The 25,855-nt window shown below is 60.6% G+C and carries 18 protein-coding genes; 6 read left to right on the top strand and 12 right to left on the bottom strand.

The genetic code is table 11. The features are described 5' to 3' along the window. Positions 1–30 precede the first annotated feature (30 nt). From efp to IPM12_05995, 3 genes are all read left to right on the top strand, one after another. Positions 31–594: an elongation factor P gene (gene efp, locus IPM12_06005; protein MBK9147362.1), complete on the top strand. Its 564-nt coding sequence runs from the start codon at positions 31–33 to the stop codon at positions 592–594. 85 nt (positions 595–679) lie between these two features. Next, on the top strand, positions 680–1,603 hold the full coding sequence (locus IPM12_06000; protein ID MBK9147361.1) for a UDP-3-O-(3-hydroxymyristoyl)glucosamine N-acyltransferase: 924 nt from the start codon (positions 680–682) through the stop codon (positions 1,601–1,603). A gap of 1 nt (position 1,604) precedes the next feature. After that, positions 1,605–2,828 (top strand): PP2C family protein-serine/threonine phosphatase, encoded by a 1,224-nt coding sequence (locus IPM12_05995; protein MBK9147360.1) that lies wholly within the window; start codon positions 1,605–1,607, stop codon positions 2,826–2,828. On the opposite strand, the gene IPM12_05990 is transcribed toward IPM12_05995, so the two are convergent. The 3 genes from IPM12_05990 to IPM12_05980 are packed head-to-tail and all read right to left on the bottom strand — an operon-like array spanning position 2,821 to position 6,252. Beyond that, positions 2,821–4,263 carry an O-antigen ligase family protein gene (locus IPM12_05990; GenBank protein ID MBK9147359.1) on the bottom strand — a complete coding sequence of 481 codons (1,443 nt, stop codon included), beginning with the start codon at positions 4,261–4,263 and terminating at the stop codon, positions 2,821–2,823. The genes IPM12_05995 and IPM12_05990 overlap by 8 nt on opposite strands. 2 nt (positions 4,264–4,265) lie before the next feature. Next, positions 4,266–5,204, bottom strand: coding sequence for a hypothetical protein (locus IPM12_05985; protein ID MBK9147358.1), 939 nt, complete (start codon positions 5,202–5,204; stop codon positions 4,266–4,268). Next, positions 5,194–6,252 (bottom strand): hypothetical protein, encoded by a 1,059-nt coding sequence (locus IPM12_05980; GenBank protein ID MBK9147357.1) that lies wholly within the window; start codon positions 6,250–6,252, stop codon positions 5,194–5,196. Before IPM12_05980 ends, IPM12_05985 begins: the two co-directional genes overlap by 11 nt. A 189-nt stretch (positions 6,253–6,441) precedes the next feature. On the opposite strand from IPM12_05980, the gene IPM12_05975 reads away from it, so the two are divergent. The 3 genes from IPM12_05975 to IPM12_05965 all read left to right on the top strand — a co-directional run bounded on the left by IPM12_05975 (position 6,442) and on the right by IPM12_05965 (position 12,102). Next, complete coding sequence (locus tag IPM12_05975; GenBank protein MBK9147356.1) at positions 6,442–9,213, top strand: T9SS type A sorting domain-containing protein; 2,772 nt, start codon at positions 6,442–6,444, stop codon at positions 9,211–9,213. Further along, entirely contained in the window at positions 9,210–10,664 is a 1,455-nt protein-coding gene (locus IPM12_05970) for a hypothetical protein (GenBank protein ID MBK9147355.1), read from the top strand. Before IPM12_05975 ends, IPM12_05970 begins: the two co-directional genes overlap by 4 nt. 442 nt (positions 10,665–11,106) lie before the next feature. Further along, positions 11,107–12,102: a hypothetical protein gene (locus tag IPM12_05965; GenBank protein MBK9147354.1), complete on the top strand. Its 996-nt coding sequence runs from the start codon at positions 11,107–11,109 to the stop codon at positions 12,100–12,102. A 78-nt stretch (positions 12,103–12,180) separates the two neighbouring features. Here IPM12_05965 and IPM12_05960 read toward each other — a convergent pair whose 3' ends face one another. The 9 genes from IPM12_05960 to IPM12_05920 form a co-directional block, all read right to left on the bottom strand. Next, entirely contained in the window at positions 12,181–13,623 is a 1,443-nt protein-coding gene (locus IPM12_05960) for an oligosaccharide flippase family protein (GenBank protein MBK9147353.1), read from the bottom strand. A gap of 71 nt (positions 13,624–13,694) precedes the next feature. After that, on the bottom strand, positions 13,695–15,350 hold the full coding sequence (locus IPM12_05955; GenBank protein ID MBK9147352.1) for a hypothetical protein: 1,656 nt from the start codon (positions 15,348–15,350) through the stop codon (positions 13,695–13,697). Continuing rightward, the gene (locus IPM12_05950) at positions 15,350–15,910 is read right to left on the bottom strand and encodes a sigma-70 family RNA polymerase sigma factor (protein ID MBK9147351.1); all 561 of its coding nucleotides are present in this window, start codon (positions 15,908–15,910) and stop codon (positions 15,350–15,352) included. The genes IPM12_05955 and IPM12_05950 overlap by 1 nt, the downstream gene beginning before the upstream one ends. A gap of 63 nt (positions 15,911–15,973) precedes the next feature. Then, the gene (locus IPM12_05945) at positions 15,974–17,737 is read right to left on the bottom strand and encodes a PKD domain-containing protein (protein MBK9147350.1); all 1,764 of its coding nucleotides are present in this window, start codon (positions 17,735–17,737) and stop codon (positions 15,974–15,976) included. Between the two features lie 148 nt (positions 17,738–17,885). Then, entirely contained in the window at positions 17,886–19,298 is a 1,413-nt protein-coding gene (locus IPM12_05940) for a T9SS type A sorting domain-containing protein (protein ID MBK9147349.1), read from the bottom strand. Positions 19,299–19,351: 53 nt separating this feature from the next. Beyond that, on the bottom strand, positions 19,352–21,376 hold the full coding sequence (locus IPM12_05935; protein ID MBK9147348.1) for a urocanate hydratase: 2,025 nt from the start codon (positions 21,374–21,376) through the stop codon (positions 19,352–19,354). 49 nt (positions 21,377–21,425) lie between these two features. After that, positions 21,426–22,913, bottom strand: a complete 1,488-nt coding sequence (locus IPM12_05930) for a hypothetical protein (protein ID MBK9147347.1) — start codon at positions 22,911–22,913, stop codon at positions 21,426–21,428. After that, on the bottom strand, positions 22,910–24,355 hold the full coding sequence (locus tag IPM12_05925; GenBank protein ID MBK9147346.1) for a T9SS type A sorting domain-containing protein: 1,446 nt from the start codon (positions 24,353–24,355) through the stop codon (positions 22,910–22,912). The genes IPM12_05930 and IPM12_05925 overlap by 4 nt, the downstream gene beginning before the upstream one ends. Continuing rightward, positions 24,352–25,839 (bottom strand): T9SS type A sorting domain-containing protein, encoded by a 1,488-nt coding sequence (locus IPM12_05920; protein MBK9147345.1) that lies wholly within the window; start codon positions 25,837–25,839, stop codon positions 24,352–24,354. The genes IPM12_05925 and IPM12_05920 overlap by 4 nt, the downstream gene beginning before the upstream one ends. Positions 25,840–25,855 lie beyond the last annotated feature (16 nt).

The raw sequence follows: 25,855 nt of genomic DNA, 5'->3' as shown, positions 1-25,855 counted from the left end.
TACATTCGCGGCCCATTCAAAAGCCCGATCATGGCCTCCACCTCCGACGTGAACATCGGATCGTACATCCGCTTCAACAACGACATCTGCCAGATCATGGAATGGCAGCACCGCACCCCGGGCAACCTGCGCGCCTTCTACCAGGGCAAGATGCGCAACCTTCGCAACGGCAAGCTCAACGAGCATCGCTGGCGCAGCGGAGAGACCATGGAGGTGCTGCGCGTGGAGGTTCATGAGCTTCAATACCTCTATCGCGAAGGCGACAACCTGGTGTGCATGGACCGGGAGACCTTCGACCAGAAGTACATCCCGGTGTCGCTCTTCGGCGATGCCATGAGCTACCTGAAGGAGGAGATGGTGGTGCAGATCGGCTTCGAGAGCGAAACGCCGATCTTCGCTCGTCCGCCAAAGGTGGTGGAGCTGCTGGTCACCGAGGCCGAGCACGCCGTGAAGGGCGATACCAGCAACAAGGTGATGAAACAGGCCAAGCTCGAGACCGGCGCCGCCATCACCGTGCCCATCTTCGTTGATGCCGGCACCATGATCCGTGTGGATACCGAGACCGGCGAGTACCTGGATCGGGTGAAGAAATAGGCCCACCGGCACGGAACCCAACGGAGCCCTCGATTGAGGGCTTCGCCATTCTTGCCCGGCTACCTTTGGCCACCAACTCTTCCGCGTGACGCTCGACAAGCCCCAGACCGCCGCTGAGATCGCCGCCCTGATCGGCGCTGAGGCACGCGGCCACACGCAGCGGCTGGTCACCGGCCTGAATGAGATCAACCGCGTGGGCGAGGGCGATCTGGTGTACGTGGACCATCCGAAGTGGTACGACAAAGCCCTGAACAGCGCGGCCACCACCATCCTGATCGACAAGGCCGTGGAGCCGCCCACGGGCAAGGCCATCATCATCAGCCGCGATCCCTGCCGCGATTACAATGCACTGGTGAAGCTCTTCATGCCACGTGCCGGCTGGGGTGCTGAAGGCATCGTGATCGGCGAAGGGTCGCAGGTCCATTCTTCAGCGGTGATCGGACCGCACGTGACCATCGGCCGTGATTGCATCATCCACCCGAACGTGGTGATCTACGAGCGCACCACCATCGGCGACCGCGTGACGATCCACGCCAATGCCGTGATCGGCGCCGACCCCTTCTACTATAAGAAGCGGCCATCGGGCTACGACAAGATGGAGCCCTGCGGCAGCGTGGTGATCGAGGACGATGTGGAGATCGGCGCGCTCAGCACGATCGATCGCGGTGTGAGCGCCGATACGCGGATCGGCCGCGGCACCAAGATGGACAACCACGTGCAGGTGGGCCACGACACGCGCATCGGCGAGCACTGCCTCTTCGCCGCGCACGTGGCCATCGCCGGGGCCTGCGTGATCGAGGATGGCGTCACGCTCTGGGGCCAGGTGGGCATACCGAGCAAATTGCGCGTGGGCAAGGGCGCGGTGATCCTCGGCCAGAGCGGCATCCTCACCGATGCCGAAGCGGGCAAGACCTATCTGGGATCACCTGCACGCGAGGCGAAGCAAATGATGCGCGAGATCAGCCTGCGGGCCAAACTGCCGGAGATCGCCAAGAAGCTAGGCATCTGAAATGGCCCGATTGGAGCGCATCATCGAGCGATTGGAGCTGAAGGAGTTCCAGTTGCGCACGCTGCTCGATGTGAGCAAGGCCATCAACAACAACGTGGGGCGCGAGGAGTTGCTGCGCCTCTTCGAGCGCATCGCGCATGATGAATTGGGCATCACGCGGCTCAGCCTGTATGAGCGCACCGATCACTGGGACCGCATCCTGAGCTACGGGCACGACGCGCGCGACGCGGCCATCGACGCCGAGCAGCTCTTCGGCACCTTCACCGACATCCAGACCATCAACGCGGAGATTGAAGGCCGGCTGGGCGCATTCGATGTGGCGGTGCCCGTGTACCACCGCGACAAGCCCCTCGCCTTCCTGCTCATCGGCGACATCGACGAGGAAGAGCAGCGCATGAGCCCGGTGGTGAAGCACCTCAACTTCATCCAGACCCTCGCCAACCTGGTGGCCGTGGCATTGGAGAACCAACGCATGGCGGGGCGCCAATTGCAGCAGGAGCTCGACCGCCGCGACCTCGTCCTAGCAGCCCAGATGCAGCAGCAATTGATCCCTGTGGAGCTGCCGCGCACCGATCGCATCGAGGCCGCTGCCTGGTACCAGCCGCACCGCCTCATCGGCGGCGATTACTACGACCTGCTCGACCTGGGCCAGGAGCGCTACCTGGCCTGCGTGGCCGATGTGAGCGGCAAAGGCGTGGCGGCCGCCCTGCTCATGAGCAACTTCCAAGCACAGGTGCGCGCTGCATTGGCCCAGGCGAATGACCTCGACCGCCTCATCCGCCAGCTCAACGAGCGCGTTTACGCCAGTGCTCGCGGCGAGCGCTTCATCACCTTCTTCGCCGGCCTCTTCGATCTGCGCGCAGGCACCTTGACCTACGCCAATGCTGGACATAACGACCCGCTGCTTCACGATGGCTCCGGCTCCCGCCCCTTGCACGATGGCAGCATCGCCCTCGGCATGATGCCCGTCCTGCCATTCCTGCGCATTGGCGAGCTTGCATTGCCGGCGGAAAGCACGCTGCTCTGCTACACCGATGGCCTTGTGGAGCAGGAGGACGCGCATGGCCACGCCTTCGATTCTGATCCACTTGCGCGGGCGCTCTCCGCCTTCGCAGGTGCAGGACCGGAAGGACTGGTCTCCGCCGTGCAATCGGCGTTCGAGGCGCACCGGGGCAGCGAGCCCTACCTCGACGACATCGCTGTGCTCTGCTGCAGGTTCAGGTGATCAGGGTGCGGCTCCGCGGAGCAGCGTAGCGCAGATCGAACAGCACGATCATGGCCGTGAAGGCCCAGAACGGCACAGAAGCCTTGTCGATGTCGAGGAAGTTGTTCAGTGCTCCGTGCAGATAGTAAGTGACCAGTCCCATGAAGGCCGCCGTCATCAAGCGCTTATCCGCTCCGGCAGGCATGCGGTGGTACAAGCGCATGGCCCGCAACGTGGTAATCACCACGAGCGCCAGCATCAGGATCATGCCGATGAAGCCCTGCTCGGCCAATGGCCCGAGGTACTCGCTGTGCGCATTGCCGCCCGAACCGAAGTTGGTGCTGATGATCGTGCGATCCTCCGAAGCCTGGAACGGCGCGTACTGGAACATGTAGGTGCCGGGCCCCCAGCCGAAGAGCGGGCGCTCCTGCCACATGCGCGCCGCCGAGTTCCAGCGGTTCAGCCGCTCCAGGTTGCTGGCATCGCTGCTGATATTCGAAATCGATTGCACATGCTCCTTCAGATCGTCGCTGCTCTCTTCCCGATTGCGCTCCAGGGCGATGGTGATCTGGTCTCGGTTCACGTAGTACCCGATGCCCGCGACCACGAGCAAGAGGCCCAGGACCCAGGCCGGCACGCGGAAGCGCATCACCGCGAACAGGCCGAGCGCGCCTACTAGGCTGAGCCATGCCGCTCGTGTATAGGAGAACACCAGCCCAGTAACGAGAATGCCAAGGAGCAGGATCGCAATGCCCTTCTCCGTGCGCGAGTAGCCCGGCATGCCCACGGCCGCCAGCATGAAGGGCAGCACGAAAGCGATCACGGCGCCATAGCTCGTATGGTCCTTGAAGAATGGGCTCATGACCCAGTGCGCCGGATCGTGCGCGAAGTGATGCAGCGAATGCTGGTAGAGCGTGTAGAGCACCACCACCACAAGCCCCGCCACGAAAGCCTTGATGAAGCGGTGCATGGCGCCGGAATCACGGAAGAGCAGGGAGGCGAGCAGGAACATGGATCCCACGAACCAGAGGCGCGCGATGAGGTATTTCAAGGATACCATCGGCATGCTGCTGGGGATGATGCAAACGGCCATCCAGACCAGTTGCGCGATCACCACCCAGGTGATGGGGTGGCGCACGAAGCCACCATCGAGCACGCCTCGCTGCAGCGCGATGCGGAGCATGAGCAGGAAGGCGAGGCCGAGCATGAGCGGCTCTGTGGGCAGCGAAACGCCGATGCCGCCAAGCTCCATCTCCTCGAGGTTCACGGAGAGCGGCGTGGCGAATGCGACGAAGTAGAGCACGCGTTCCGGCATCACCACCATGGCCCAGCCTGCCAGGAGCGCTGCGGGCAGCAGGGCGAGCCAAGGGAAATCACTTGCAGTCAGCAGCGCGTTCAGCACCACGAAGGCCGCACAGGCCCAGGCGATCCAATGCTGCCTGATCGAGGCCACCATGATCAGTTGCGGTGATCCCGCCAGACCAGCAGCACGAAGCAGAGGAAGAGCGCGGCGAGCGTGGTGGTGCTCACGATGAGCCAGCGCACGGGGTACACCTTCTTGTCGCTCACCTCGGGATGCACCACCACGTTGGTGTAGGTGAGCTCCTTGGTCACATCGTTCACCACGCGCTCGTAGTCGGTGAGCGCCCGATCGTAATTCTGGCGGAAGAGGTTGCTCAACTCGGAGAGCTCACGGAACTCGCCGCCCTTCTCCTCCAGGTCGCGCAGCCTGGCCTGCAGGGCCTCGCGCTGCGCTGCACTGCCGCCGGAAATGGCCTTCACCAGGCCCTTGGTGAGCTCCTTCACCTGGGCCTCGTAGCTGAGCAGCCCTTTCTCCTTCCGGAGCGCATTCAGGCGCCGCTCCACCTCATCAAGCTTGCCGCGCTCATGGGACAGCGTGCGCTCTGCGATCACCAGCACCTCCTGGCTCTTCTCGCGCTGCAGCCGTCGCGCTAGCAGGTTCACTTGCCGCAGCATCTCCAGGACCATGTCGCGCGCGACGATGGGGTCCTCGTCCACCACTTCCATCTGCACGCTCTCGAAACGCGTCTTCGAGATCTCCACCCGGTCGTTGAATTCGTTGTGCAGCGCCCAATAGCCGCCGCTCGCCACGGTGTCCACATCATACCTCGCCGGCAGGTGGAAGATTCGGATGAGGCTGTCGCGGATGCTGTTGCTCTCGAGCAGCTGCAGGAGCTGGTCGGTGCGCGTCTCGATGCTGTAGCTGTTGAGGTTCACCGGATAAACCGTGGCCGAGCTCATGTAGCGCGGCGGCATGAAGCCGGGGCCGCTGAGCACGGCGGAGAGCACGGCGGCGACGCTCCCAACAAATGCGAACAGCCGCAGATGCTTGCGGAAGGTGGCCAGATAGGCGGTGAAGTCGATCTCAGCGGCCATGGCTCTCACGCACTTTGTTGACGTTCTCCTGCACCACGATCAGCAGCAGGGCGAGCAGGAAGGCGCTGATCCCGCTCATGGCCACCACCAGCCACCGGACCGGGTACGATTTCTTGTCTGCGGGCTGCGCGCGGTTCACTACGAACTTGTGCGGCAGGTCGCTCTCGAAATCGGCCTGCGCCTGCTCAAGCTTCATGCGCATGATGCTCAAGCGCTTGGTCTCGTTGAAGAGGCGGTCCTGCAGAGTGACATAAGCGCCGCCATACTTGGCCAGCACCTTGAACCGCTCCTCGAACTCCTTCACCGCGCGCTGGTCGCCCTTCACGATGGCGGCGCCGAGGTACTCGTTGTAGCGCTCGGTCTGCGTGTGGTAGTCGTGAACGCCCAGATCGCGGAGCACGCGCATGCTGTCCTGCCAGACAACGATGTCCTGCTCGAGCTGGGCCACCTTGTCGCGTACGATGTTAAGGCCCTTCTCCGCGCGCTCATTGGCCATGTCCTTCCACACGCTGTCCACCTGGTCGGCGATGAAGTTGGCGATGTCCGAGGCCCGTTGCGGGTCCGGATCGTTAACCTCCACGCGCACGCTGCTGAACTTGGTGTGCTCGAACTTGATGTGGTCCTTGTATGCTTCGCGCAGCTCGGTATTGCGATGCTTGCTCTCCGGCTTGATGCGGTACACCTCGAGCAGGTTGAAGCGCGCGGCCACCCGGTCGCGGACGATGTCTGAGTGAAGCATCTGCAGCAACTGCTCGCTGTCCTCCTCATCGCCGAGCGCGAGGATGTCATCGCGGCCCGTGCTCTGCTCGGTGAGCAGCGCCTTCGAAACACTGTTGGTGATGGCGGGGAAGAGGATCACCTCGCTGCGGTAGAGCGGCGTGATCAGGTATGCAGCAGCCACGCCGGCAACAAGGCCGAACAAGGTGATGCCGATGATGAGCTTGCGACGTGCCCACAGGAAGAGCACGAGGTCGAAGGGTGCCGGGTCCGCGGGGCGCGTGAGCGCCGGGTCAGCAGGGGGGCGGCGCTTGGTCAGGGTATCGGGCATGCGGGGCCTAACGGTGAAAGGGTGGCGAAAGTACAGGATGCGGGTTGACGGGATAGGCGGCGTTGGTCTGGTCTTGATCGTGCTGCCCAAAGAAGTGGTGCCAAGTAGTTGATGGCCGGTTGAAAAAACGTGCTTGGATTCATGCAGAACGCTGGCCTAGATTCAACCTCCCAAATCCTACTGCCATGCTTGCTCAACGCTCAACGCCGGCGCATCGCGCTCAAGCTGAATGCAGGGCTTTACTTTTTAATCTTCGGCTTTCATACAAACGCGCAGTTCGTGGACCCCTTCGGTGATGCCGGAACAGGATCATGCTACCTGCGCGAAGAGAAAGGCCAGACACGCCGGGCAGATGGCACCTCGGTAACCGACTGCAAGTACTACTACGAGCGTACGCCGATGGGCATCTACCTGCGCACCAAGAGCAAAGTGAGCTTCGTACTAGCCGCATTGCACAGCGACAGCGTTACGAACGACACGGTCTATAACATTGGCATGGCCCTGGGCAATCGGGAGATATCCCCAACAGCCAGCGCGTCATTGGTTGGCGGTCTCGCCAACTATTACCTCGGTGGATTCACAGCCGAAGGAGTCCCGGCTCACGACTACGTGGACTATAAGGAAATCGCTGACAGCACGGACGTTCGCTTCTATTATGGCAGCACGGGACCGCGCATGGCGATTGTGATGCGGCCAGGAGCCGATCCTTCTGAGGTGAAACTCAGCTTTGCCGGTCAGGACAGCATTGGCATTGATTGGCAAGGGCACCTGAAGCTCTATATCGCCAACAAGTGGGTGGAGCTCAATGAAGCCATTGCCTATCAGGTGGATGACAACGACGAAATCATACCGGTGAATTGGCAGCCCAATTACGTCGTGGAACCCGGTAATGTCACCGTCGGATTCACCTATGAGACCTTTAACCCTGCGTGGCCGCTCATATTCCTGGCAGGATATCCTCCCATGCCGCCTCCCGTCGGCAATAACGTCGGGAACTTAGGCTGGAGCACCTACACCGCATCACCCTATGCCGACGAGATGACCGCGGTTGAGGTGGACGCCGCCGGCAACCCGTACACCTGCGGCTATTTCAGCCATCTGTTCTATCCGCTGAACCAAGGAATCACCGTTTACCCACCCGGGCCGGTATCGTTGGCCGAATCCCGTTGCGGTGTGGTGATGCGATTCAACAAGGACACGAAGATGATCCAGTGGGGTACCTATATCGGTGGTTGGGCGGATGGCGAGACCAGGGCGCACAAGCTCGCCCTATACACCGGAGTGCAACAGAATTTGAAGTACGCCTACGTCACTGGAAGCACGAACAGCGATGATTTCGAGAGCTCTGCGCGCCCTGATTTCGCATTCGAAGACGCTTATGTCGAAGACCATGTCGGTGGCATCAGCAGAATGTGGCTAGCCGCATGCAGGATGGAAAGTGGCGTGCTCGACTGGGCCACCACGCACGGCCAACCCGGTCCTGATAGAACATGGAGCACGCACGGCCTTGCCGTCACGATCAGTCGCCAAGGGCAATTAACAGTAGCGGGGATGATTGATAAGGGGTACAACAATGTCGAGCCCGAATTTCCCCTGGTCACACCGAACGGCGCTTTCAGCCGGGCACTAGGCGATGGTTTCCTCATCAGCTTTAAGCCGGACTTCACCATTGATTGGAGTACCGCATTGCTGGAGTTCTCCGGCAATAGCCGAATTGGCCGGATCAACGACTTGCGCAGCACTACCACCGATGGCGACCAATACGGCGTTTGGGCCGTAGGTGCAAGCGTGTACGGCACCAGCGAGCCGCTTGACCTGGTCCCGCCCCCGAGTGGCGGCTATTTCCAATCCGTTGCCGGGGGGGTCAGCGCGGTCATCATGCAGATTGACTTGAACAATCATCAGATTGTCTATTGCACGCGATGGGGCAGTCCCGGAACGGGCGCGTCCTCTTCTGCCTTGGCTGTGCATGAAACAGACGATTTCGTCTATGTGGCCGGGTTCTCTCAGGCCTTCGACCTCACGGCCACCGAATGCCCCTCCCCAGGCTCCGGAACCCAAGTTTTCTACACGACGACGAACGCCACCACTGGCGACCAAGCCTCGGATGGCTTCGTGCTCCGCTTCAAACGACTCTCCGGCTATCAACTCGATTACGGCAGCTTGCTTGGCGGCGATCGCGACGATATTGTCTTGGATGTGAACAGCGATGGTGCAGGGCGCATCTACCTGACCGGTGAAAGCCGCAGCAGCTACGGGTTGACCATTGCGATTCCAACGGACTACTACACCCAGCCACACCTCACCCTGGTGAACCGGCGCGACGCATTCATCTATGGCATCCAAGACGAAGAATGGCCTGCGATCTTCTGGGCCACGGCTTTCGGAGGCACGCAAAGCGAGCGCGGGTGGGGGATAGCGGCAAGCCCGGATGAGGTGTACCTGTGTGGCGCCACATCCACTGGGTACACCCAGCAATTTCCTTTGATGGAATGGAATACCGACCCGAACGACCCTGAATCGCTGCTCGATTGGTTTTGGGAAGCAAATCCGGCTGGCCTCGCGTATGAACTCGTGCCTTGGATGACATTCTTCCAGGCGATGGACTACGAGACCTTCGGTATCGACGTGTTCATTGAGGGCTTGAATAGCTGGCACGATGGCTACATCGCTTCCTTCAACATGGCTGCGGATGTGGCCGTGCCGGAAGGATTGGTACCAGCTCCACCCTCCTTGATCGCGGCATGGCCGACGGCCGACGGAGAGGGGTACATCGTGCAACTGCCCCAGGACGGACCCTGGCAACTTGAACTGTACGATGCACGCGGCCGACTGGTCGAACGCACCGCAGCGGCGAAACGGATCCACTACCTCCCACTCTCTCAAACGGCGCCGGGGATGTATGTGCTGAGGGCTTCACTAAATGGAAGCGCGCATACCATCAAGCTTGCACGGCCATGAGGGCGCTGATCGCACTAGCGGCAGCATGCCTGCCGCTGCTCGGCCATGCCCAGCACTGGCGGGCGCTCGGTGTTGGACCTTTGTTCTCCGCGATCAACAAAATCATGGCGGACACAGTGGTGGATCGCTTACTGGCTGCTGGCGACTTCAATTTCTACGTCAACGACGACGACACCGTGCGTTGTGCAGGCGTTGGGCAATGGCGCGGCGCTCGTTGGGACAGTATTGCACACAGAATCGTCAATACTGAAAGCAACGGTGCCGTTACCGCATACTGGCCGCTTCGTTTCCAGGGTGCGCTCTATTTATGCGGAGCTGGCTTGGTTGTGGATGACCCTGCGGGAAATCCGCACTTAGGCTTCGCTCGGCTTAACGAGCAAACCATGCGCTGGGAAACCTTCGGTTGTACGGCACCGACGGAAAGCAGCTTCTTGTTCGTTACACCGCGCGAGACTGCCGGGCAGAATTACATTTATGTATCGGGCACGGAATGGCCTCTTTGCGGTGGGCCTATTGCTTCTGTGTACCGCTGGAATGGCACCACTATGACGACCTGGACGCCATGGCTCCAATTGCCTGAACCCACGGGCAATACCGTGAACTATGTCTTCGAGTACCAGGGCAAGGTGTATGTCTGCGGCAGCATGAACAATCCGTTCGGTCCAGGAGGCAGAACCATCCTGCGCTACAATGGCACCAATTGGGAGGATGTCCCGGGCTACCTCGGCGGCCTGGTGGCGGATATCAGCATCTACCGCGACACGCTTTACGTAGCGGGCCAATTCCAAGGCAACAGCGGCAACGGGCTCTGCAAGGGTGTGGGTGCCTTCTACAACGACCAGTGGTACCCGCTTGGCGAGGGTCTTGTTTTCGAGCCAAGTCCGTCAGTCTCATCCGGGCACAGCCTCCGGTGGTTCAACGACGAACTTTACGTAGGGGGCGGCTTCAGCATGGCAGGCGGCATACCTGCAAATGGTTTCGCCAAGTGGAACCGGCGTCAATGGTGCTCCCTACCCGGCTTCGACGCTACATCGTTCGACAGTGGCTATCGCGTGGTACGCAGCATGGCCGTTTGGCGCGACAGCCTCTACGTTTCTGGCTCCTTCAACACGCTGGAAGGCATACCAATGCGCGGCGTGGTCCAATGGATCGGCGGTGATGCCGTAACCGACTGCAGTTCACCTGTGGGCATTCCGGAACCAGAGAGCGTATTGGAGATGCGTCCTTCACCAAATCCAACAAACGGCAGATTCCGCCTAATGAACTTGCCGAACGATGCTGTGCGCATTATCGTGCGTGATGGCCTAGGGCGACTTGTGCTCAATGAGAAAGCAGGTGCGGACGAGTATGACATTAGCTCTCTGGCCCATGGACCATATGAGTTAATCGCATACGACAAACAAGGAATGCTCGTGGCCGCGGCGCATTTATTTAAACTGGGCATCCCGTGATCTGGCATCAGCTTTTCGCACCAGGAATTGTCCTTTGGCCCACATGCGCTAGGTCGCAGCCGAATTGGAAGGAAGTCGGCCGTGGGACGAACACGTCGTCCGAAGTGCAAACGTTATTCGGTGATGCGCATCTGGACAAATTGCTCGCCGGCGGAACCTTCCACTACATCTACAACGAGGAGGATACAGTAGAGGGCACGGGCCAAGCAAGATGGAATGGGATACGATGGGACAGTTTGGCGCAGCGCATCGCCCCCTCAATTGGTCAGACGGCGTGGTTTTTTTTCGATACCAAGGGAGACTGTACTCGTGCGGCACCTATATCATGGAAGCTGCTCCCGATGTCGGCAACGCCTCTTTCGGCCGCCTCAATGAGGTGACCTCACGATGGGAAGTTCTTGAGTGCATCAATCCACCGCTAAGCGGTCTGAACCAACTGGTGATGAACAACCTGGATGCCACTTCCATCTATGCCACCGGCTTCGCCGAGAGCCTATGCGGCTACCCGGAAGCCTGCGTGTACCGTTACGATGGCAGTGCGTTCCATGAATGGGAACCGTGGGCGCTGATTCCGGACGCGCCGGATAACGGCGACTATGTTGCCTACGTCTTCGATTTCCAGGGCTACACTTACATGAACGGCGGATTCCAGAATCCGAATGGGCCGGGCATTCGCTACTTCATGCGTTACAACGGCACAGCCTGGGAAGATGTACCGGGCTGGAACAACGCGTACCACATCCGCGATGTTGAAGTGCAGGACGATGCGCTCTACGTATGCGGCACCTTCAAGCAGAGCAGTGGCGCTCCAGGCAACCTTGTGGCCTGCTTCGACGGGAGCACCTGGAGCGACATGGATGGTGGCCTTGCCTATTCGGATTTTCCGCCTGCGGCCACGGCCTTCCGCATGGAATGGCACAATGGCCTGCTGTACGTAGGGGGGCAGTTCGACAACGCCGGAGGTACGCCTCTCGGTTGCGGGTTGGCCATCTGGGATGGGAACCAATGGAGCGGATTGCCCGGTGCCTTCACCACCCCGCCTCCGCAAGCCAACGATTTCTCGCGCGTATATGACCTCACCTTCTGGCGCGACAGCTTGTATATCTGCGGGCCGTTCAACAGCATCGATGGTGAACCGATCCGCCAAGTGACGCAATACATCGGGGAGCTACCGAACTCAGTATTTGAGAATCGGCCAACTGGCATGAACCTGCTCACGGTGGCGCCGAATCCGGTTGACACCCATGCGCGCATCGAGAACTTACCCGCACAGGCCGACCGTATCATGCTTTTCGACAGCGTCGGGCGCTTGGTCGATGATCAACCAGCAACCCAAGGCAGCCTGCAGTTCGGCGTGTTGCATGCGGGGCATTATCAAGTCGTTGTGCTTGATGTTTCCGGAAATGCGCTAGCGCGTGCATCGCTGATCAAGAGATGAAGGTAAATCGGATACGGTGCATGCAAAGAGCTCCGAAAAGACTCGCTCACGTCCATCTGATTCGCATGGGTGATGGAATCAGCGTTTGTCATTCATCGCACTTCGCAGCTCTCCGAGCCTTATAAGCCCTGTGGCCCATGCCGAAACCAGCACGACCAACGTAAAACATATTGTAGCTGTCGATGAACCGATATCGCTAGCATCTAGGACGTGAATCACGGCGACCAGTAAACCAGCATGCACCAAGGACCTGAGCGCGATCACCGCAGTGCCTTTCAGCTTGTTCATGCGCGCAGCTAGGAATACCTGCACCAAAGCCGTGGCGCCCTGCGCGATCAGTGCCGCCCATGCTGCGCCTTCGGCCTGCATACGGGGGATGAGGATCAGGTTGAGCATGATGTTGAGGAGCGCGCCGCCCGCCGCCATCCAGTTCAGGGCACGCAGGTTCCCGCCCGCCGTGAGCAGGCTTCCGAAGACGTAGGTGGTGCACACCGCCACGAAGCTCCAGAGCAGCATGGGCAGCACGCGCGCCGAGCTCTCCGTGTCCTCATGATAGAGCAGCTCCATCACCTCCAGCGCATGCGCGCTGCCGAAGACTGCCACCGCGATGCTGCCGGCCATCACCAAGCGGAAGGCCATGCCGGCCAGTGGCGCGACGTCCTCCTTCTGTTTCAGCATACGACTGAACATGGGCAGGAGCAAACCGGCCACGAGGTAACCGAGCATGTTCAGCGCCTCGAACCAGCGGAAGCCCTGGTAATAGATGCCGGCCCACACCTGGCCATCGGGCAGCATCCGCTCGAGCATCACCGTGTCGATGCGGTAGTAAAAGGTCATGAGCAGGATCAGCAGCGCAAAGGGGAAGCTGCGCTTGAGCACCACCCAGGTGAAGGCGGGTTTCCATCTCAGGCTCACCGCTCCACTGAGGCGGCGCACCAGCACCAGCGAGACGAGGAGCGTGATCGCATAAGCCGCCGTCTGCGCCCACACGAACCATTCGATGCGGAAGAACGCGCCTTCTCCCCTGCCCCAGAGCAGCGCACCCACGATCACGATCAGCAGCACGCGGTCGAGCACGCTCAGCAGGCTGTCCTGCCGGAAGCGCTGCGCCCCTTGAATGTTGCTGCGCACGAAGAGGATGCTGGCCACCAGCGCTTGGTTGAGCATGAGCCAGCCGAGCATGCCGAGCTGCGCGCCGCGATAACCCAGCACGATGCCCGCTCCCACCGTGAGCACGGCATAGGCGAGCATCAGTCCGCCGCGCGCTGCTGCCACGCCGCCCAAGTACTTGCCCATGAGCGGGGTGTGCTGCGCGATGTGCCGCGTGTTGTAGTTGGTGATGCCCAGATCGAGCACGATGTTGAGCAGGAAGCCGAGGCTCAGCAAGGCTGCGTACATCCCATACAGCTCCGTTCCCACTGCGCGCTGCACCCCGGCATCGATGCCCAGGATGTAGAAGGGCTTCACCAACAGGTTCAGCGCCAGCAGCAGCAGCAGGTTGGTGAGGAAGGCGCGGCGCATCGGCGCGGTGAAGATGCGTAAGCGCAGGCCAAGCCGTCAGGGCAGCCTTCAAGGGAAACTCGAACAGCGCCTCAGCGCAACCGGTAGCTCAGCGTGAGCACGGCGCCCAAGCCGCTGGAACGCCGGTTCGCCGCCTTGCCGATCACGCCATCCTGGAACTGCCCGCGCGCCGAAGGCTCCACCCCGATGCTCCACGCGCTATTGAAGCGGTAGCGCAGGTAGGCACGGGCCGTCCAGCCGAACACGAACTGCCGCACTTCGGCAGCGCCCAGCTCCGCATAGCCGCCATCGCCTTCACCGGGCAAGGAACCGCTTCGCGTGGTGAGCAGGCCGATGGTGGGCCCGCCGCGCACCCCGATGCTCCATCGGCCTTGCACCAGATGCGCGTCGAGCAGCACCGGAACCTCGACGTAGCTGGTGCGATTCAAGCGGGTGCGGGCTTCGCGGATCAAGGAGGTCGTGTAGGAGGTGTCGTAAGCAGAACGGAGCACTTGCACGGTGGTGGGCACGTTCACGCCCGTGTGTACCGTGTTGCCGAGCGAATCGGTGGTGGTTCCGGTGATGATGAGCACCGTGGTATCCACGGCTTGAAAGAACCAATAGCGTGAGAGCAACGCGTCCGTGCGGCTCTCTTCGGGCGTGGCCAAGCGATCGGCGTAGGTGCCGTAATGAAGGCCGATGCCGTAGCCGAAGTTGCGGCCCATGCGCATGGCCTCTGCACCGAAAGACGCTGTGCGCTCCGGGGTGACGGACCAATCCTGCGCGCGCGCCCCCTGGTAACGGCTGGTGGTGCTGAACAGACCGGCCAGCGCGGTGATCTCCCATGGGCTGCGGGGCGAAACCAGCGGTACCATCGACGGCTCAGGTGTTGCGGCTGATGCGCAGTCTGCCGGAGGAGGATCAATTGATGAAGCCGCAGCACTGCTCGGCTCTTTCAGCTCAGGGTCCGCTGCAGATTGCGACTCGCTGTTCACCTCGCTGATCACGTCGGTCGCTAGCTGGTCCTCTGCGGGCTTCGGTTCAACTATTGGCGGCTGGACCACAGCATCAGGGTTGACCGCAGCAGCGCCTTCACCCGCTTCGGTTGCCCCATACTGTGGTACCCCCGAGGCCATCAGGTCGACATCGATGTCAACCACAGGCTCCACGGTATCCTGCACGTCGGCTGCATGTCGCCCATCCGCTTCCAGCGCTTCGAATGGCGGCACGATTTCATGTTCTTCCTTCTTTACCACCGGAGGTACCACCTGCGTCAAATCAGCGATCTGCACAATAGGCTGCGTTCCGGCCACGGCACGGTTCGGAGGCTGTTGCTGCGAGTCCTTTTCCGCCCTTTGATCCGGCGATCCGCTTGCCGCCATCTGACGCCGTTGCGAGTTCGCTTCTGTATCAATGGCTGCTGTTGCTTGCTCTTCAGCCGGGACTGAAGGCAGATTGCGCGCCGCTTCTGGCGCCTGTGTCTCAATCAATCCGCCGCCTTCCTTCACCGGCGCGTGAGAGTCGGCCTGCACGATCACTGCCGTCTTCTCGAAGGCCTTTGGCCACAAGCCCCACACGGCCAGTCCGATCGCAGTAACGCCTGCGAAGTACCAGAACGCCTTGGGTCGACGCCGTTTGCCTGCGGCCATCGCCTCTTGCGCCTGGAGCCATGCGCTCTCCTCGAAAGGGAAGGCGCGCTGCTCCAGCTTCTGCCGGGCGAGCTCGTCGAATTGCTCGTGGTGGTTCATCATGAAACGGTCTTGGCCATGGCAGGCGCCGCGAGGCGGGCAATGGCGTGTTGGAGGACTTGACGTGCGTGGCTCACATGCCACTTGCTGGTGCCTTCGCTGATCCCCAGCATCTGCGCGATCTCATGGTGCGCAAAGCCATCGATGGCGAAGAGGTTGAAGACGCGGCGGCTCATTTCGGGCACACGCTTCAGGAGGTCCGCGAATGCATCAGCGTCCATCTGATTCAGGTAATCGTTCACTTCAGAGAGCGTGCCCTCATCCAAGGGTGCATCCAGCGATTCCATGTCGCGGCGCTGCTTCTCCTGGCGGTGGTTATCGATCACGGTGTTGATCATGATGCGGCGGGTCCAGAGCTCGAAGGGGACTTCAGGGCGGCGTTTGTCGAGGTTGCTGAGGATCTTGAGGAAGCCCTGGTTCAAGCGGTCGAGGGCGTCGTCGCGGTTGCGCTCGTAGCGGCTGCAGATGGCCATCATTGGTCCGTACAGCGTCCGGTACAGCGCGTACTGCGCCTTGGGCTCCTGCTTGATGCAGCGTGCTATGAGCGCGGCGTCGACCATCCTTTTGTTGCGCCAAAGGGCGTCCGCCAATCGGCGGACGCCCTTCAGCATTCACGAGGCGCTTCAGTGCTTCACGAAGCGGATGTTCATGGCGTTGGCATCGGTGCCGATGCGGAGCACGTACAGTCCGGGCGCGAGTTGCGCTGCGGACAGGTCGATGCGGTTGGCGCCGCGGGCATAGGCCAGGTTGTCCTGCAGGAGTACACGGCCGTTGAGGTCGATGATGCTCAGTGGAACGTTGCCGCTAACGGTGCTGCGGAAGCTGATGCTCAGCGCATCGATCACGGGATTCGGCCAGAGGCGCGGCTCGTTGAAGGAGCGCTCTTCCACCGCCGTGGGCAGCTGGTTGAGCACATTGATCGTGAACCCGTTGCGCACCTCGCCATCCTGCGGTGCCAGGCCCCAATAGAGTCCGTCGCCGTCGATGCTGATGCTATCGCAGTAGGTGCTGGTGCAGCCCGCAGCGTCGCTCATGGTGAGGCAGAGGTTGTATGGCCCATCGTTGCCATAGACGTGCGTCGGGTACGGGTCGAAGCTGCTGGTGCCGTCACCGAAATCCCACTCGAACAGGAATGGGCTCAAGCCGGAGCTGAGATTCCACACCCACAATTCGTAGGGGATCGGCGTGGCGCCGCCGTTCGGGTTCAAGCTGTCAACCTCGTAGGCTTGGAAGACCCAGAAGCCGGCCTGGCAGCCCGTGGTGCTGGTGTCTGCTACGCAGATGCAGTTGGCATCCCAGTAACCGTTCAGTCCGGTAGCTGGATTCTGACAAGGAGCGCCTGGCACGTTTGGACCATTGAGTATGCCAAGGCAATCGGTGGCCACGCCCATTGTATCACACACGCAGTTGTTGCTCCACGTTCCAGTGAAGACCATTCCGCCGCCCATCACCGTGCAAGGAGTGCCGGGCATGGCCGGGCCGCCAACAACGCCTTCGCAATCGGTCAGCGTGTTGGCGATGCAGGCACAATTGGCGCTCCATATTCCCGTAACGCCAGCGGGCGTGGTGCAGGGTGTGCCAGCAACGGCTGGGCCATTAAGCACGCCATTGCAATCGTAGTAGAAGGTGCCCGTGTAAATGCTACCGAGGGAATCGACCATGACCGTGTCGCACAACGTGCTGGTGCAACCGCTGGCATCAGCGATCGTAAGGCAGATGCCATAGACGCCCTCCATGCTGAAGATGAAATTCGGGTCGGCCGAGTTCGACGCACTGCCGTCCGGCATCCACCATTGGTAGGTGAATGGCGCGTTTCCGCTACTGCAATTGGCGATGCTCATGCTCCATGGTGTTCCTCCTGTGCCATTCGGGTTCGCGCCGGTCTGGCTCACCGTAAAGCAGGCATTGCAGGAAGAGGTGTTCGCCACGCAAACACAATCAGTGCTCCAAGTGCCGGGCACCCCGAGGAAAGTGGTGCAGGCCGTACCGGGTAATGCCGTGCCGCCGGGAACTCCCAAGCAGTCATCCGTCTGGCCCCCGCAATTGAAATTGAGCACCACGGTAGCCGTGTCGAGCACGCCATTGAAGGAGGCGGTGTCGGTGGCCGTGAGCGCCATGCCACCGCACATGGTGGTCACCACAACACCGGCCGCTGGGCTGTTGAAATGGAGGATGGTATCATAGAAGCATGCATTCGGAGCCACCTCCAGTGTGTAGTTGTAGGATGGTACGCTGCCGGGTGTTGAAGCGATGTTCACCTGCTGCAAGGTGGTGCAGCCGGTGATGGTGCCTTCCACTATCAAGGTGTAGAGGGGTTGGGCATGGGCCACCAGGACAGAGGCCGAGGTGCCAAGTAAGAAGGTCAGCGTGCGGAGTGCGGTTCTCATGTTCACGGGTCAATTGGGTTTCGTTCCCATACACGGAATAGGACAGCTCATGGTTGGGCAGACTCGAAAAATACTCTGCCTTCTGTCAAGAAAGCGCGAAGGCCCCGCCAGCAGTGCTGGCGGGGCCTTCGGAACGGATGCTTGCTGCCTAGTCCGCCTTCACGAAGCGCAGGCTGATGGCCTTTCCGGTCCGGTCCGCTGCGCGCAAGGTGTACACACCGGCTGGAAGGGCTCGGGCATCGAGGCTGTGCTGGTTGCGGCCGGTGGCCATGGCGCGGCTCTCACGGAGAACCAGTCGCCCGCTCACGTCGTGGATGCTGATGTCGATCAGGCCATCGGCAAGGGAGACCGCCGCGAGGTTGAGTTCGCCGGAGGACGGGTTGGGCCAGATCGCCGCTTGGCTCAGCATGGCGGCATCGCTCACACCCATGACCAGCGGATTCTGCACATTGATCGTGAAGCCATCCTGGCGCGCGGCGCTTCCATCGGCGCCATTCTCCAGTGCCATACCTACGAGGATGCCGTCACCGTCCATGGAGATGCTGTCGCAGAACATGTCCGTGCAGCCCGCACCATCGGAGATCGTGAGGCAGAGGTTGTAGGGGCCGTTGCCGCTGTAGGTATGCGTGGGGTACGCGAGGTTGCTGGTACTGCCATCGCCGAAGTCCCAGTTGTAGGTCATGGCGCCGTTGCCGGTGCTCAGGTTCCATACCCAGACTTCATAGGGTATCGGACTGCCGCCGCCATTCGGATTGTTCAAGCTATCGAACTCCATGGCCTGCATGGCCCAGAAGGAGGCGCTGCATCCGCCACCGGTGGTGGTGCTATCCACGCATGCGCAGTTCGCATCCCAAAGGCCGATGAAGTTGGTGCCGAGTACCCAGCAAGGGGTGCCGGGAAGGTTCGGCCCATTCAATTGCCCGAGGCAATCGTAGGCACCGCCCATGGTGTCGGTGTCGCAAATGCAGTTGGCGGTCCAAAGGCCTGTGGCGCCGTTCGGCGTGTTGCAGGGTGTACCGGGTTGCGCAGGGCCGTTCGGCACGCCTTCGCAATCGAGGTTACTGTTGTTGGCCACGCAGATACAGTCCGCGCTCCAGGTTCCGGGCACGCCGAGGAAGGTGGTGCATGCCGTTCCGGGCATCGCGTTGCCTCCGGGCACGCCAAGGCAGTCGGTCATTGTATTGCCGCAGTTGAAGGTCACAGAGACCGCCGTGCTGTCGCCTAAAGCTGGCACCTGGTACTGCACGACCTGGGACTGGATGGCGCCCAGGCAAGGCACGCTCACCGTAAAGCCGCCGCCTTGCGAGGCCAACTCAAGCGTAACGGTGAATGTGCATGAGGGCGGCAGGACCGGCACATCGATATCGACGGCTGGCTGCACGCCGGGCAGGCTCACAATGCTCACGGATGAGTTGGCGGTACAGCCGACAACCGTTCCCGCGATGGTCACGGAGTATGGTTGCTGGGCCAAGGCAGTCAGGCCGAGCAGGGCCGCAATCGTCAATGAACTGGAGCGGAGAAGTGTCTTCATGTCTAGCGAGTTGGTTGCGTTCGCCCACATACACGGGCGAAGGTCCTGTGAGGTTGGGCGAAGGTCTAGAAAAAGAGCCGACCTCAACCCAAGGCCTTGGCCACCAAAGCGTCATCCGCCTCATTGGGCAGGGTCACCTTCAGCAGGGGCGTGCGCTTCATCTCCTGCTCGATGCTCCAGACCGCGTTGGGGTTGCGGGCCCATGCGCGTCGGGCGATTCCGTTATTCACGTCCCAATGCAGCATGCTCCGCAGGCGACGGTCGCTGTCGGCGCTGCCGTCGAGCACCATGCCGAAGCCGCCGTTGATGACCTCACCCCATCCCACACCGCCACCGTTGTGCAAGCTGATCCACGTGGCGCCGCGGAAGGCATCGCCTACGAAGTTCTGCACGGCCATATCGGCGGTGAAGCGGGAGCCGTCGCGGATGTTGCTCGTCTCGCGGTACGGGCTGTCGGTGCCGCTCACGTCATGATGGTCGCGGCCCAGCACGATAGGCGCACTGATCTCGCCCCTCCGGATTGCCTCGTTGAAGGCCCGCGCGATGCGGATGCGGCCTTCGCTGTCGGCATAGAGGATGCGCGCCTGGCTGCCTACCACGAGCTTGTTCTCTTGCGCGCTGCGGATCCAGTGCAGGTTGTCTGCGATCTGCTGCGCGATCTCGGGCGGGGCCTCCTTCCCCATGGCTTCAAGCACATCACCGGCGATGCGGTCGCTGGTAGCCAGGTCCTTCGGATCGCCGCTGGTGCACACCCAGCGGAAGGGTCCGAAGCCATGATCGAAACACATCGGACCCATGATGTCCTCCACGTAGCTCGGATACCTGAACTCTTCGCCATTCAATCCGCCGATGTTTGCGCCTGCGCGCTTGCTCTCCAGCAGGAAGGCATTCCCATAGTCGAAGAAGTACATGCCGTTCTCCGCAAGCGTATTCACGGCGTTCACATGGCGCCGAAGCGTTTCTTTGACGCGCTGCTTGAAGGCTTCAGGATCCTGCACCATGAGTGCATTGCTGTCCTCGTAGCTGAGTCCAACGGGGTAGTAACCGCCCGCCCACGGATTGTGCAAGCTGGTCTGGTCGCTGCCGAGATCAACCTTGATCTTGCGCGCGGCGAGGCGCTCCCAGAGGTCCACCACATTGCCAAGGAAGGCGATGCTGTGTGCCTCACCCTTCTTCTGCCATGCGATGGCGGCATCGATGCACGCGTCCACATCGCTGATCACCTCATCCACCCACCCCTGGCTGTGACGCTTGTGCGCAGCGGTCGCGTTCACTTCGGCGCAAATGGTGACCACGCCCGCGATGTTGCCTGCCTTCGGCTGTGCACCGCTCATGCCACCAAGTCCGGATGTCACGAAGAGCTTGCCCTTCGATCCGGCGTCCTTCAACATGCGGCAAGCATTGAGCACCGTGATCGTGGTGCCATGCACGATCCCTTGCGGACCGATGTACATGTAACTGCCCGCCGTCATCTGCCCGTATTGCGAAACGCCCAGCGCGTTCATGCGCTCCCAATCATCGGGCTTGCTGTAGTTCGGGATCACCATGCCGTTGGTCACCACCACACGAGGAGCATCGGCGTGGCTGGGGAAGAGGCCGAGCGGATGGCCGCTGTACATCACCAACGTCTGCTCCTCGGTCATCTCGCTCAGGTACTTCATCACCAGCCGGTACTGCGCCCAGTTCTGGAACACCGCGCCATTGCCACCATACGTGATTAGCTCTTGCGGGTGCTGCGCCACGGCGGGGTCCAGGTTGTTCTGGATCATCAGCATGATCGCTGCCGCTTGTTTGCACTGCGCTGGATAGTCCGTGATCGGCCGCGCGAGCATCGGATACTCCGGACGCAGCCGGTACATGTAGATGCGGCCGAACTCTTTCAACTCCTGCGCGAACTCCGGCGCCAACGTGGCGTGGTGCTTTTTCGGGAAGTAGCGTAGAACATTGCGCAGTGCGAGCTTCTTCTCTTCGGCACCGAGGATGTCCTTGCGCTTGGGTGCGTGGCTCACGCTAGGGTCGAGCGCACGGGCAGGTGGGAGGACATCGGGGATGCCCTCGCGGATGCTTTGTTGGAAGAGGACGAGGTCGGAGGTAGGGGCGACGGACATGTGTTTCATCCCGTGCTAGCGGGACCGCGAAGATCGCGCGAAGGCGGGACTAACGCACGATCACGAAACGTTGCGGGGGCTGCCCATCAATGGCCAGCATATACAGCCCCGGGCCCAAGGCTTTCAGGTCGATCAGCTCCGTTGGGCTCATTACCAATCCCTGGTGGACCATACGTCCGTGCGCATCGATGAGCCTGAAGGAGACACCCACTGGAGCGCCCGCGATCATCACATGGTCATCGGCCGGGTTCGGAGAGCAGGTAATGGACTGCGGTCCCTGAAGCTCACTGGCCGAGAGCGGCCCGTAAAAGTCATCGTTAGCCGATAACCAGCCGATGGTGTCGCCTCCAAGGCTGGCCCCCATGAAGATCAACTCGCACCACGATTCGAAGTTGGAGTTCTCAGTCCCTTCGATCATGCCGATGCCTTCCTTGAAGGTGCCGTGAACAGCCGCTCCTTCCAGCGGGAACAGCAGCGGGAAGCCTGCAACGGGTCCGTTGCTCAGCATGCTGATCGGCACCCCGCCATGCTGCCGCTGAAATGCGCCAATGACATGTCGACCGTCCGAGTCCGTCGAATGGACCGCGAGCGCTCTATTGAGCCACACCTGCGGTTCTAGGAAATGGCCGCAACCTCCGGAGGTGATCTGGTTTGGCCAGGTGGTGACAGGATGGAAGCGCTCCCGCACGATGGAATCGTTCATGGTGAAGGATCCGCTGAGCAGCCCCGTGACCCAGAAGCCCGGACTTGGTGGTGGGCCGCTCTGGTAGAAGCTCCCGGCGATGTAGTGGGCCACATATCCCTCCGCCAGTTCGTCCCGCCATAGGATCTCCATCTTCTGGGAACCACTGTAGAAGGTGAAAGGGAACATGCCGCCCGTCCAGTACGAGCCTGCACTGTGGTACTGGAGGGCGTCGCCGGCGTGGTAGTCGAAATAGCTCATGGGCGAGGGGAGCAGTTCGCCGACATCGGGCCCATGGATGCCGATGGCATCGAACGCCGTTCCGTTGGCTGCATCCGCGAAACGCAGGAGTCCATGGTCCTTCGATACGATGAGGGAATCGCCGGTGGACAGCAGGATGACCGCCGTGCTGTCCGACACTCCGAACACCGAGGACTCTTGCCTGGCGATGAGCGTCGCGGTGACCGACCCATCCGGCCTGAAGGGCCAGGCCGAACCGACCGCAGCATTCGGCAGGATGAGCATCGTATCAGGATCCACGAAGAGCCATGCCCCGCTCGAGACCATTACCCTACGCTGCAGGAATTGCGGCTGGTCCACCCAAACGTAGCAGCCATCGCAGAGTCCCCCGAGCTCAACACCGCATGTGTCGCATGGAATGCCGATCAGGTTCAGGTCGAACCGGAAGCTGTCCGGCCCAAACGTGTCGATGTACAGCACACGGATCTGGTTGCTGATCGTGTCCGTGCCGTCGTTGGAGTAGTTGTACTTGTAGGCCGGGTTGATCAGTGCCCAGTTCTGGGCATTCACAATGCCCTCGAGCGAGAAGGTGATAAGCAGGGCAAACGTTCTCATCGTACGATCATGAAGCGCTGTGGAAGCATGCCTTCGATCCGGAGGACATACATGCCCACCTTGAGGTCACGGACATTTATGGTCTCGTTGGAGGAGCTGATGCGTTGCTCGATCATCAAGCGCCCATCGCTGGCCACAACCCTTACGGTTGTTCCTATGGCCGCATTCGTGATGGAGATCAAGTCACTGGCCGGGTTGGGTGATGGTCTGATCGCACCAGTGACGCGTCCCGGTTCGGACACGGCAAGGATCTGGTCATCGGTGAGCACCACACCGGTGGTGTCGCCGCCCACAACGGTCGCATCGAGTACATAAGACATGCTCGTCTCGAAGAAGTTCCAACGGTAATAGACCAGGCCGCTGCCCTCGCGGTAGAGCGCACCACATGGCTGGCTCTCTAAACAGACATCGACTTGTGGGAAGAATTCGATCAGGCCTTCGGACACCTCCGAGAACTGCCATATGAAATGAGATGGTCCAGGAAGAGTATCGCAAGTGATGGTGTAGCGCCCGTTCTCGTCGATTCCGTGTTTCGCGATGCACCCATGTTCCGACCAGTTGTTTCCTGACCAGGTAACAGGCCAAACGAGCTGACCCGGATAGGATCGGATCAGGTCGAAGAACGGGAACTCACCGCTGCCCGCGATCCAATTCGTAGGTTCGTTCGCATAGGTGTACCAGTGCGATACGTTCCCGGAGAAGGGCGCGTGCCAGTGGTGCGTGTAGGAGGTAAACCAGCCGTCCCAGGCGATCGCGGTGTTCAGCACGTTCGACCCGTTGATCTCGATCTTGAACAACGACTCGTATCCGTTACATGGCCAACAGTTGCCGTAGCCGCGTATGTACTGCACCACATCGCCGGCTTGATAGGGGAAGAACGCGCTGAGCGAAGGCACCAAGCTGCCGACATCGGGCCCGTGCACGCCGATGAGCGAATGGCCGCTCCAACTGAGAATGCCGTATTCCTCGCTGAACACAAGTACATCACCGTTCGACAGTCCCACCGTCTTGCGCGGTATGTCGACGCCGAACTGATCGACCGTCACGATGGAAGTGATCGTCGCTTGAACGTTGGCAAGCGTGTCCAAGAGCCATGAGGTGCCGATATCCGCTTGCGGAAGGATCACGAACGACCCAGGTCCATGGAAATGCCAGACGTTCGATCCAATGTTCACGGTTCGTTGGAGGAATTGCGGATCGTTCGTCCAGAGATACAGGTCCGGACCTGCGCAGGTGTCGCACAGCTTCGCTACACCGTTCAACTCATACCGAAAACTATCTACACCAAGCGTATCGATGTGCGTAACGAAGATCTGGTTGCTGATGGTGTCGGTGCCGTCGTTGCTGTAGTTGTACCGGTAGGCGGGGTTGATGAGCGCCCAGTTCTGCGCATGGCCGCAGGTGGCGATCAACACAAGCAGGAGCGTGATCAGGTTCCTCATCGCACGATCATGAAACGTTGAGGGGCGAAGCCATCGATCTGCAACAAGTAAGCTCCAGGTTGGAGAGAATGGACATCGATCGTCTCGTTGGTCGCCGCTACGCGACGGGTGAGTATAACTCGGCCATTGAGGTCCGTGATGCGAATGAAGGGACCGGGTTCGGTGCTCGTGAGTTGGATCCGGTCATTGGCGGGGTTCGGGGTTATGTTAGATGGGTGGTTGGCAATCTCGTCGACCGACAACGTGATGAGGTAGTCGTCGGAGTGGACAGTACCAATAGTGTCACCAGAGACCACGGACCCAACGAGCACATACTCTTCGAAGGACTCGAAATAGTTGCCGAACAACCAGTTCAATCCCATGCCTTCAGTGTACAAGACCCCGCATGATTGATCAGGCGCTCCATTGCAATAATTCTGAACGCTTGCCGCAACTGGTTGATCGGGCTGTGGCGGGTCCGGAAATGGGTGCATGAACTGTCCTGGCGGCTCCCCCTCGAACAACGGTTCTCGCACATCCAAGCAACGTATCGTGCGATGGCCCATATCATCGATCCCGTGGTAAGCGATGCAAACGAGCGAATCGCTCCACCATTCCAGATCGTTCCTGTGTCCGATCAATTGGCCGGGATAGGAAGTCAGCAGATCGGCCCATGGCAACTCAGGCCGACCCGCGGTCCAGGTAGTGCCGAAGATGTTAAGATGGCCAGAGGTAACATAGATCGGCCCATTCCAGTAGCTCGTCCAGTTCCACCGATGGTCGATCATCGTTCCATCGAAGAGAACTGATGCGTTGGTCGGGTTGTCGTCGTCCACCGTGAATTTGTACAGCCGACCGTGACCGAAGTTGCTTGAAATGCCATCCGTACCTCCGGCATCGATCGAATACTCGACCACGTCCCCGGATTGATAAGGGAACATCTCTTCAAGCGATGGGATCAACCTCCCGACATCAGGCCCGTGCTCGCCAATTAGTTCATAGCCGTTCCAACTCAGCACACCGAAGGGTTCACTGATCACAATGCTGTCGCCATCGGATAGGCTGATGATCTTGCGCTGCACATCGCTGTCGAAGACCTGTATCGGATCGACCATGCTCACCGTGGCCTCGATGTTCGCCAGCGTATCGAAGATCCAACTATCGCCGAGGTTCGCTTGGGGCAGCAGTACGAATGAGCCTGGATCGTGGAAGTGCCAAGCCGTTGGTCCAACGTTCAACTTTCGTTGCATGAACTGGGGCTGGTCGAGGAGAATGAAAAGACCCGGCGACGTGCAGGTGTCGCAGACCTTGGCGACCAGGTTCAACTCATACCGGAAGCTGTCCACCCCCAGCGTATCCACATCCATCACGCGGATCTGGTGGCGGATGGTGTCCGTTCCGTCGTCGCTGTAGTTGTACCGATAAGCAGGGTTGAGCAGGGCCCAATTCTGGGCCAAAGCCGTAACGGTCGAAAAGAGTGAACCCAGGAGTACGATTCCCCGCATGGCATGGTGAAGATAG

The sequence above is a fragment of the Flavobacteriales bacterium genome, assembly GCA_016716605.1.
In the GTDB taxonomy this organism is placed as follows: domain Bacteria; phylum Bacteroidota; class Bacteroidia; order Flavobacteriales_F; family PHOS-HE28; genus PHOS-HE28.
The sequence above is the reverse complement of the archived record's forward strand: the minus strand, read 5'-3'. Positions and strand labels throughout refer to the sequence as shown.

Bases quoted from the DNA above. Each gene is read 5' to 3' on its own strand.
- efp (MBK9147362.1), top strand. From the start codon at position 31: ATGGCCTCCACCTCCGACGTGAACATCGGATCGTACATCCGCTTCAAC.
- IPM12_05995 (MBK9147360.1), top strand. From the start codon at position 1,605: ATGGCCCGATTGGAGCGCATCATCGAGCGATTGGAGCTGAAGGAGTTC.
- IPM12_05990 (MBK9147359.1), bottom strand. From the start codon at position 4,263: ATGGTGGCCTCGATCAGGCAGCATTGGATCGCCTGGGCCTGTGCGGCC.
- IPM12_05985 (MBK9147358.1), bottom strand. From the start codon at position 5,204: ATGGCCGCTGAGATCGACTTCACCGCCTATCTGGCCACCTTCCGCAAG.
- IPM12_05980 (MBK9147357.1), bottom strand. From the start codon at position 6,252: ATGCCCGATACCCTGACCAAGCGCCGCCCCCCTGCTGACCCGGCGCTC.
- IPM12_05970 (MBK9147355.1), top strand. From the start codon at position 9,210: ATGAGGGCGCTGATCGCACTAGCGGCAGCATGCCTGCCGCTGCTCGGC.
- IPM12_05965 (MBK9147354.1), top strand. From the start codon at position 11,107: ATGAACAACCTGGATGCCACTTCCATCTATGCCACCGGCTTCGCCGAG.
- IPM12_05960 (MBK9147353.1), bottom strand. From the start codon at position 13,623: ATGCGCCGCGCCTTCCTCACCAACCTGCTGCTGCTGCTGGCGCTGAAC.
- IPM12_05955 (MBK9147352.1), bottom strand. From the start codon at position 15,350: ATGAACCACCACGAGCAATTCGACGAGCTCGCCCGGCAGAAGCTGGAG.
- IPM12_05950 (MBK9147351.1), bottom strand. From the start codon at position 15,910: ATGGTCGACGCCGCGCTCATAGCACGCTGCATCAAGCAGGAGCCCAAG.
- IPM12_05945 (MBK9147350.1), bottom strand. From the start codon at position 17,737: ATGAGAACCGCACTCCGCACGCTGACCTTCTTACTTGGCACCTCGGCC.
- IPM12_05940 (MBK9147349.1), bottom strand. From the start codon at position 19,298: ATGTGGGCGAACGCAACCAACTCGCTAGACATGAAGACACTTCTCCGC.
- IPM12_05935 (MBK9147348.1), bottom strand. From the start codon at position 21,376: ATGTCCGTCGCCCCTACCTCCGACCTCGTCCTCTTCCAACAAAGCATC.
- IPM12_05930 (MBK9147347.1), bottom strand. From the start codon at position 22,913: ATGAGAACGTTTGCCCTGCTTATCACCTTCTCGCTCGAGGGCATTGTG.
- IPM12_05925 (MBK9147346.1), bottom strand. From the start codon at position 24,355: ATGAGGAACCTGATCACGCTCCTGCTTGTGTTGATCGCCACCTGCGGC.
- IPM12_05920 (MBK9147345.1), bottom strand. From the start codon at position 25,839: ATGCGGGGAATCGTACTCCTGGGTTCACTCTTTTCGACCGTTACGGCT.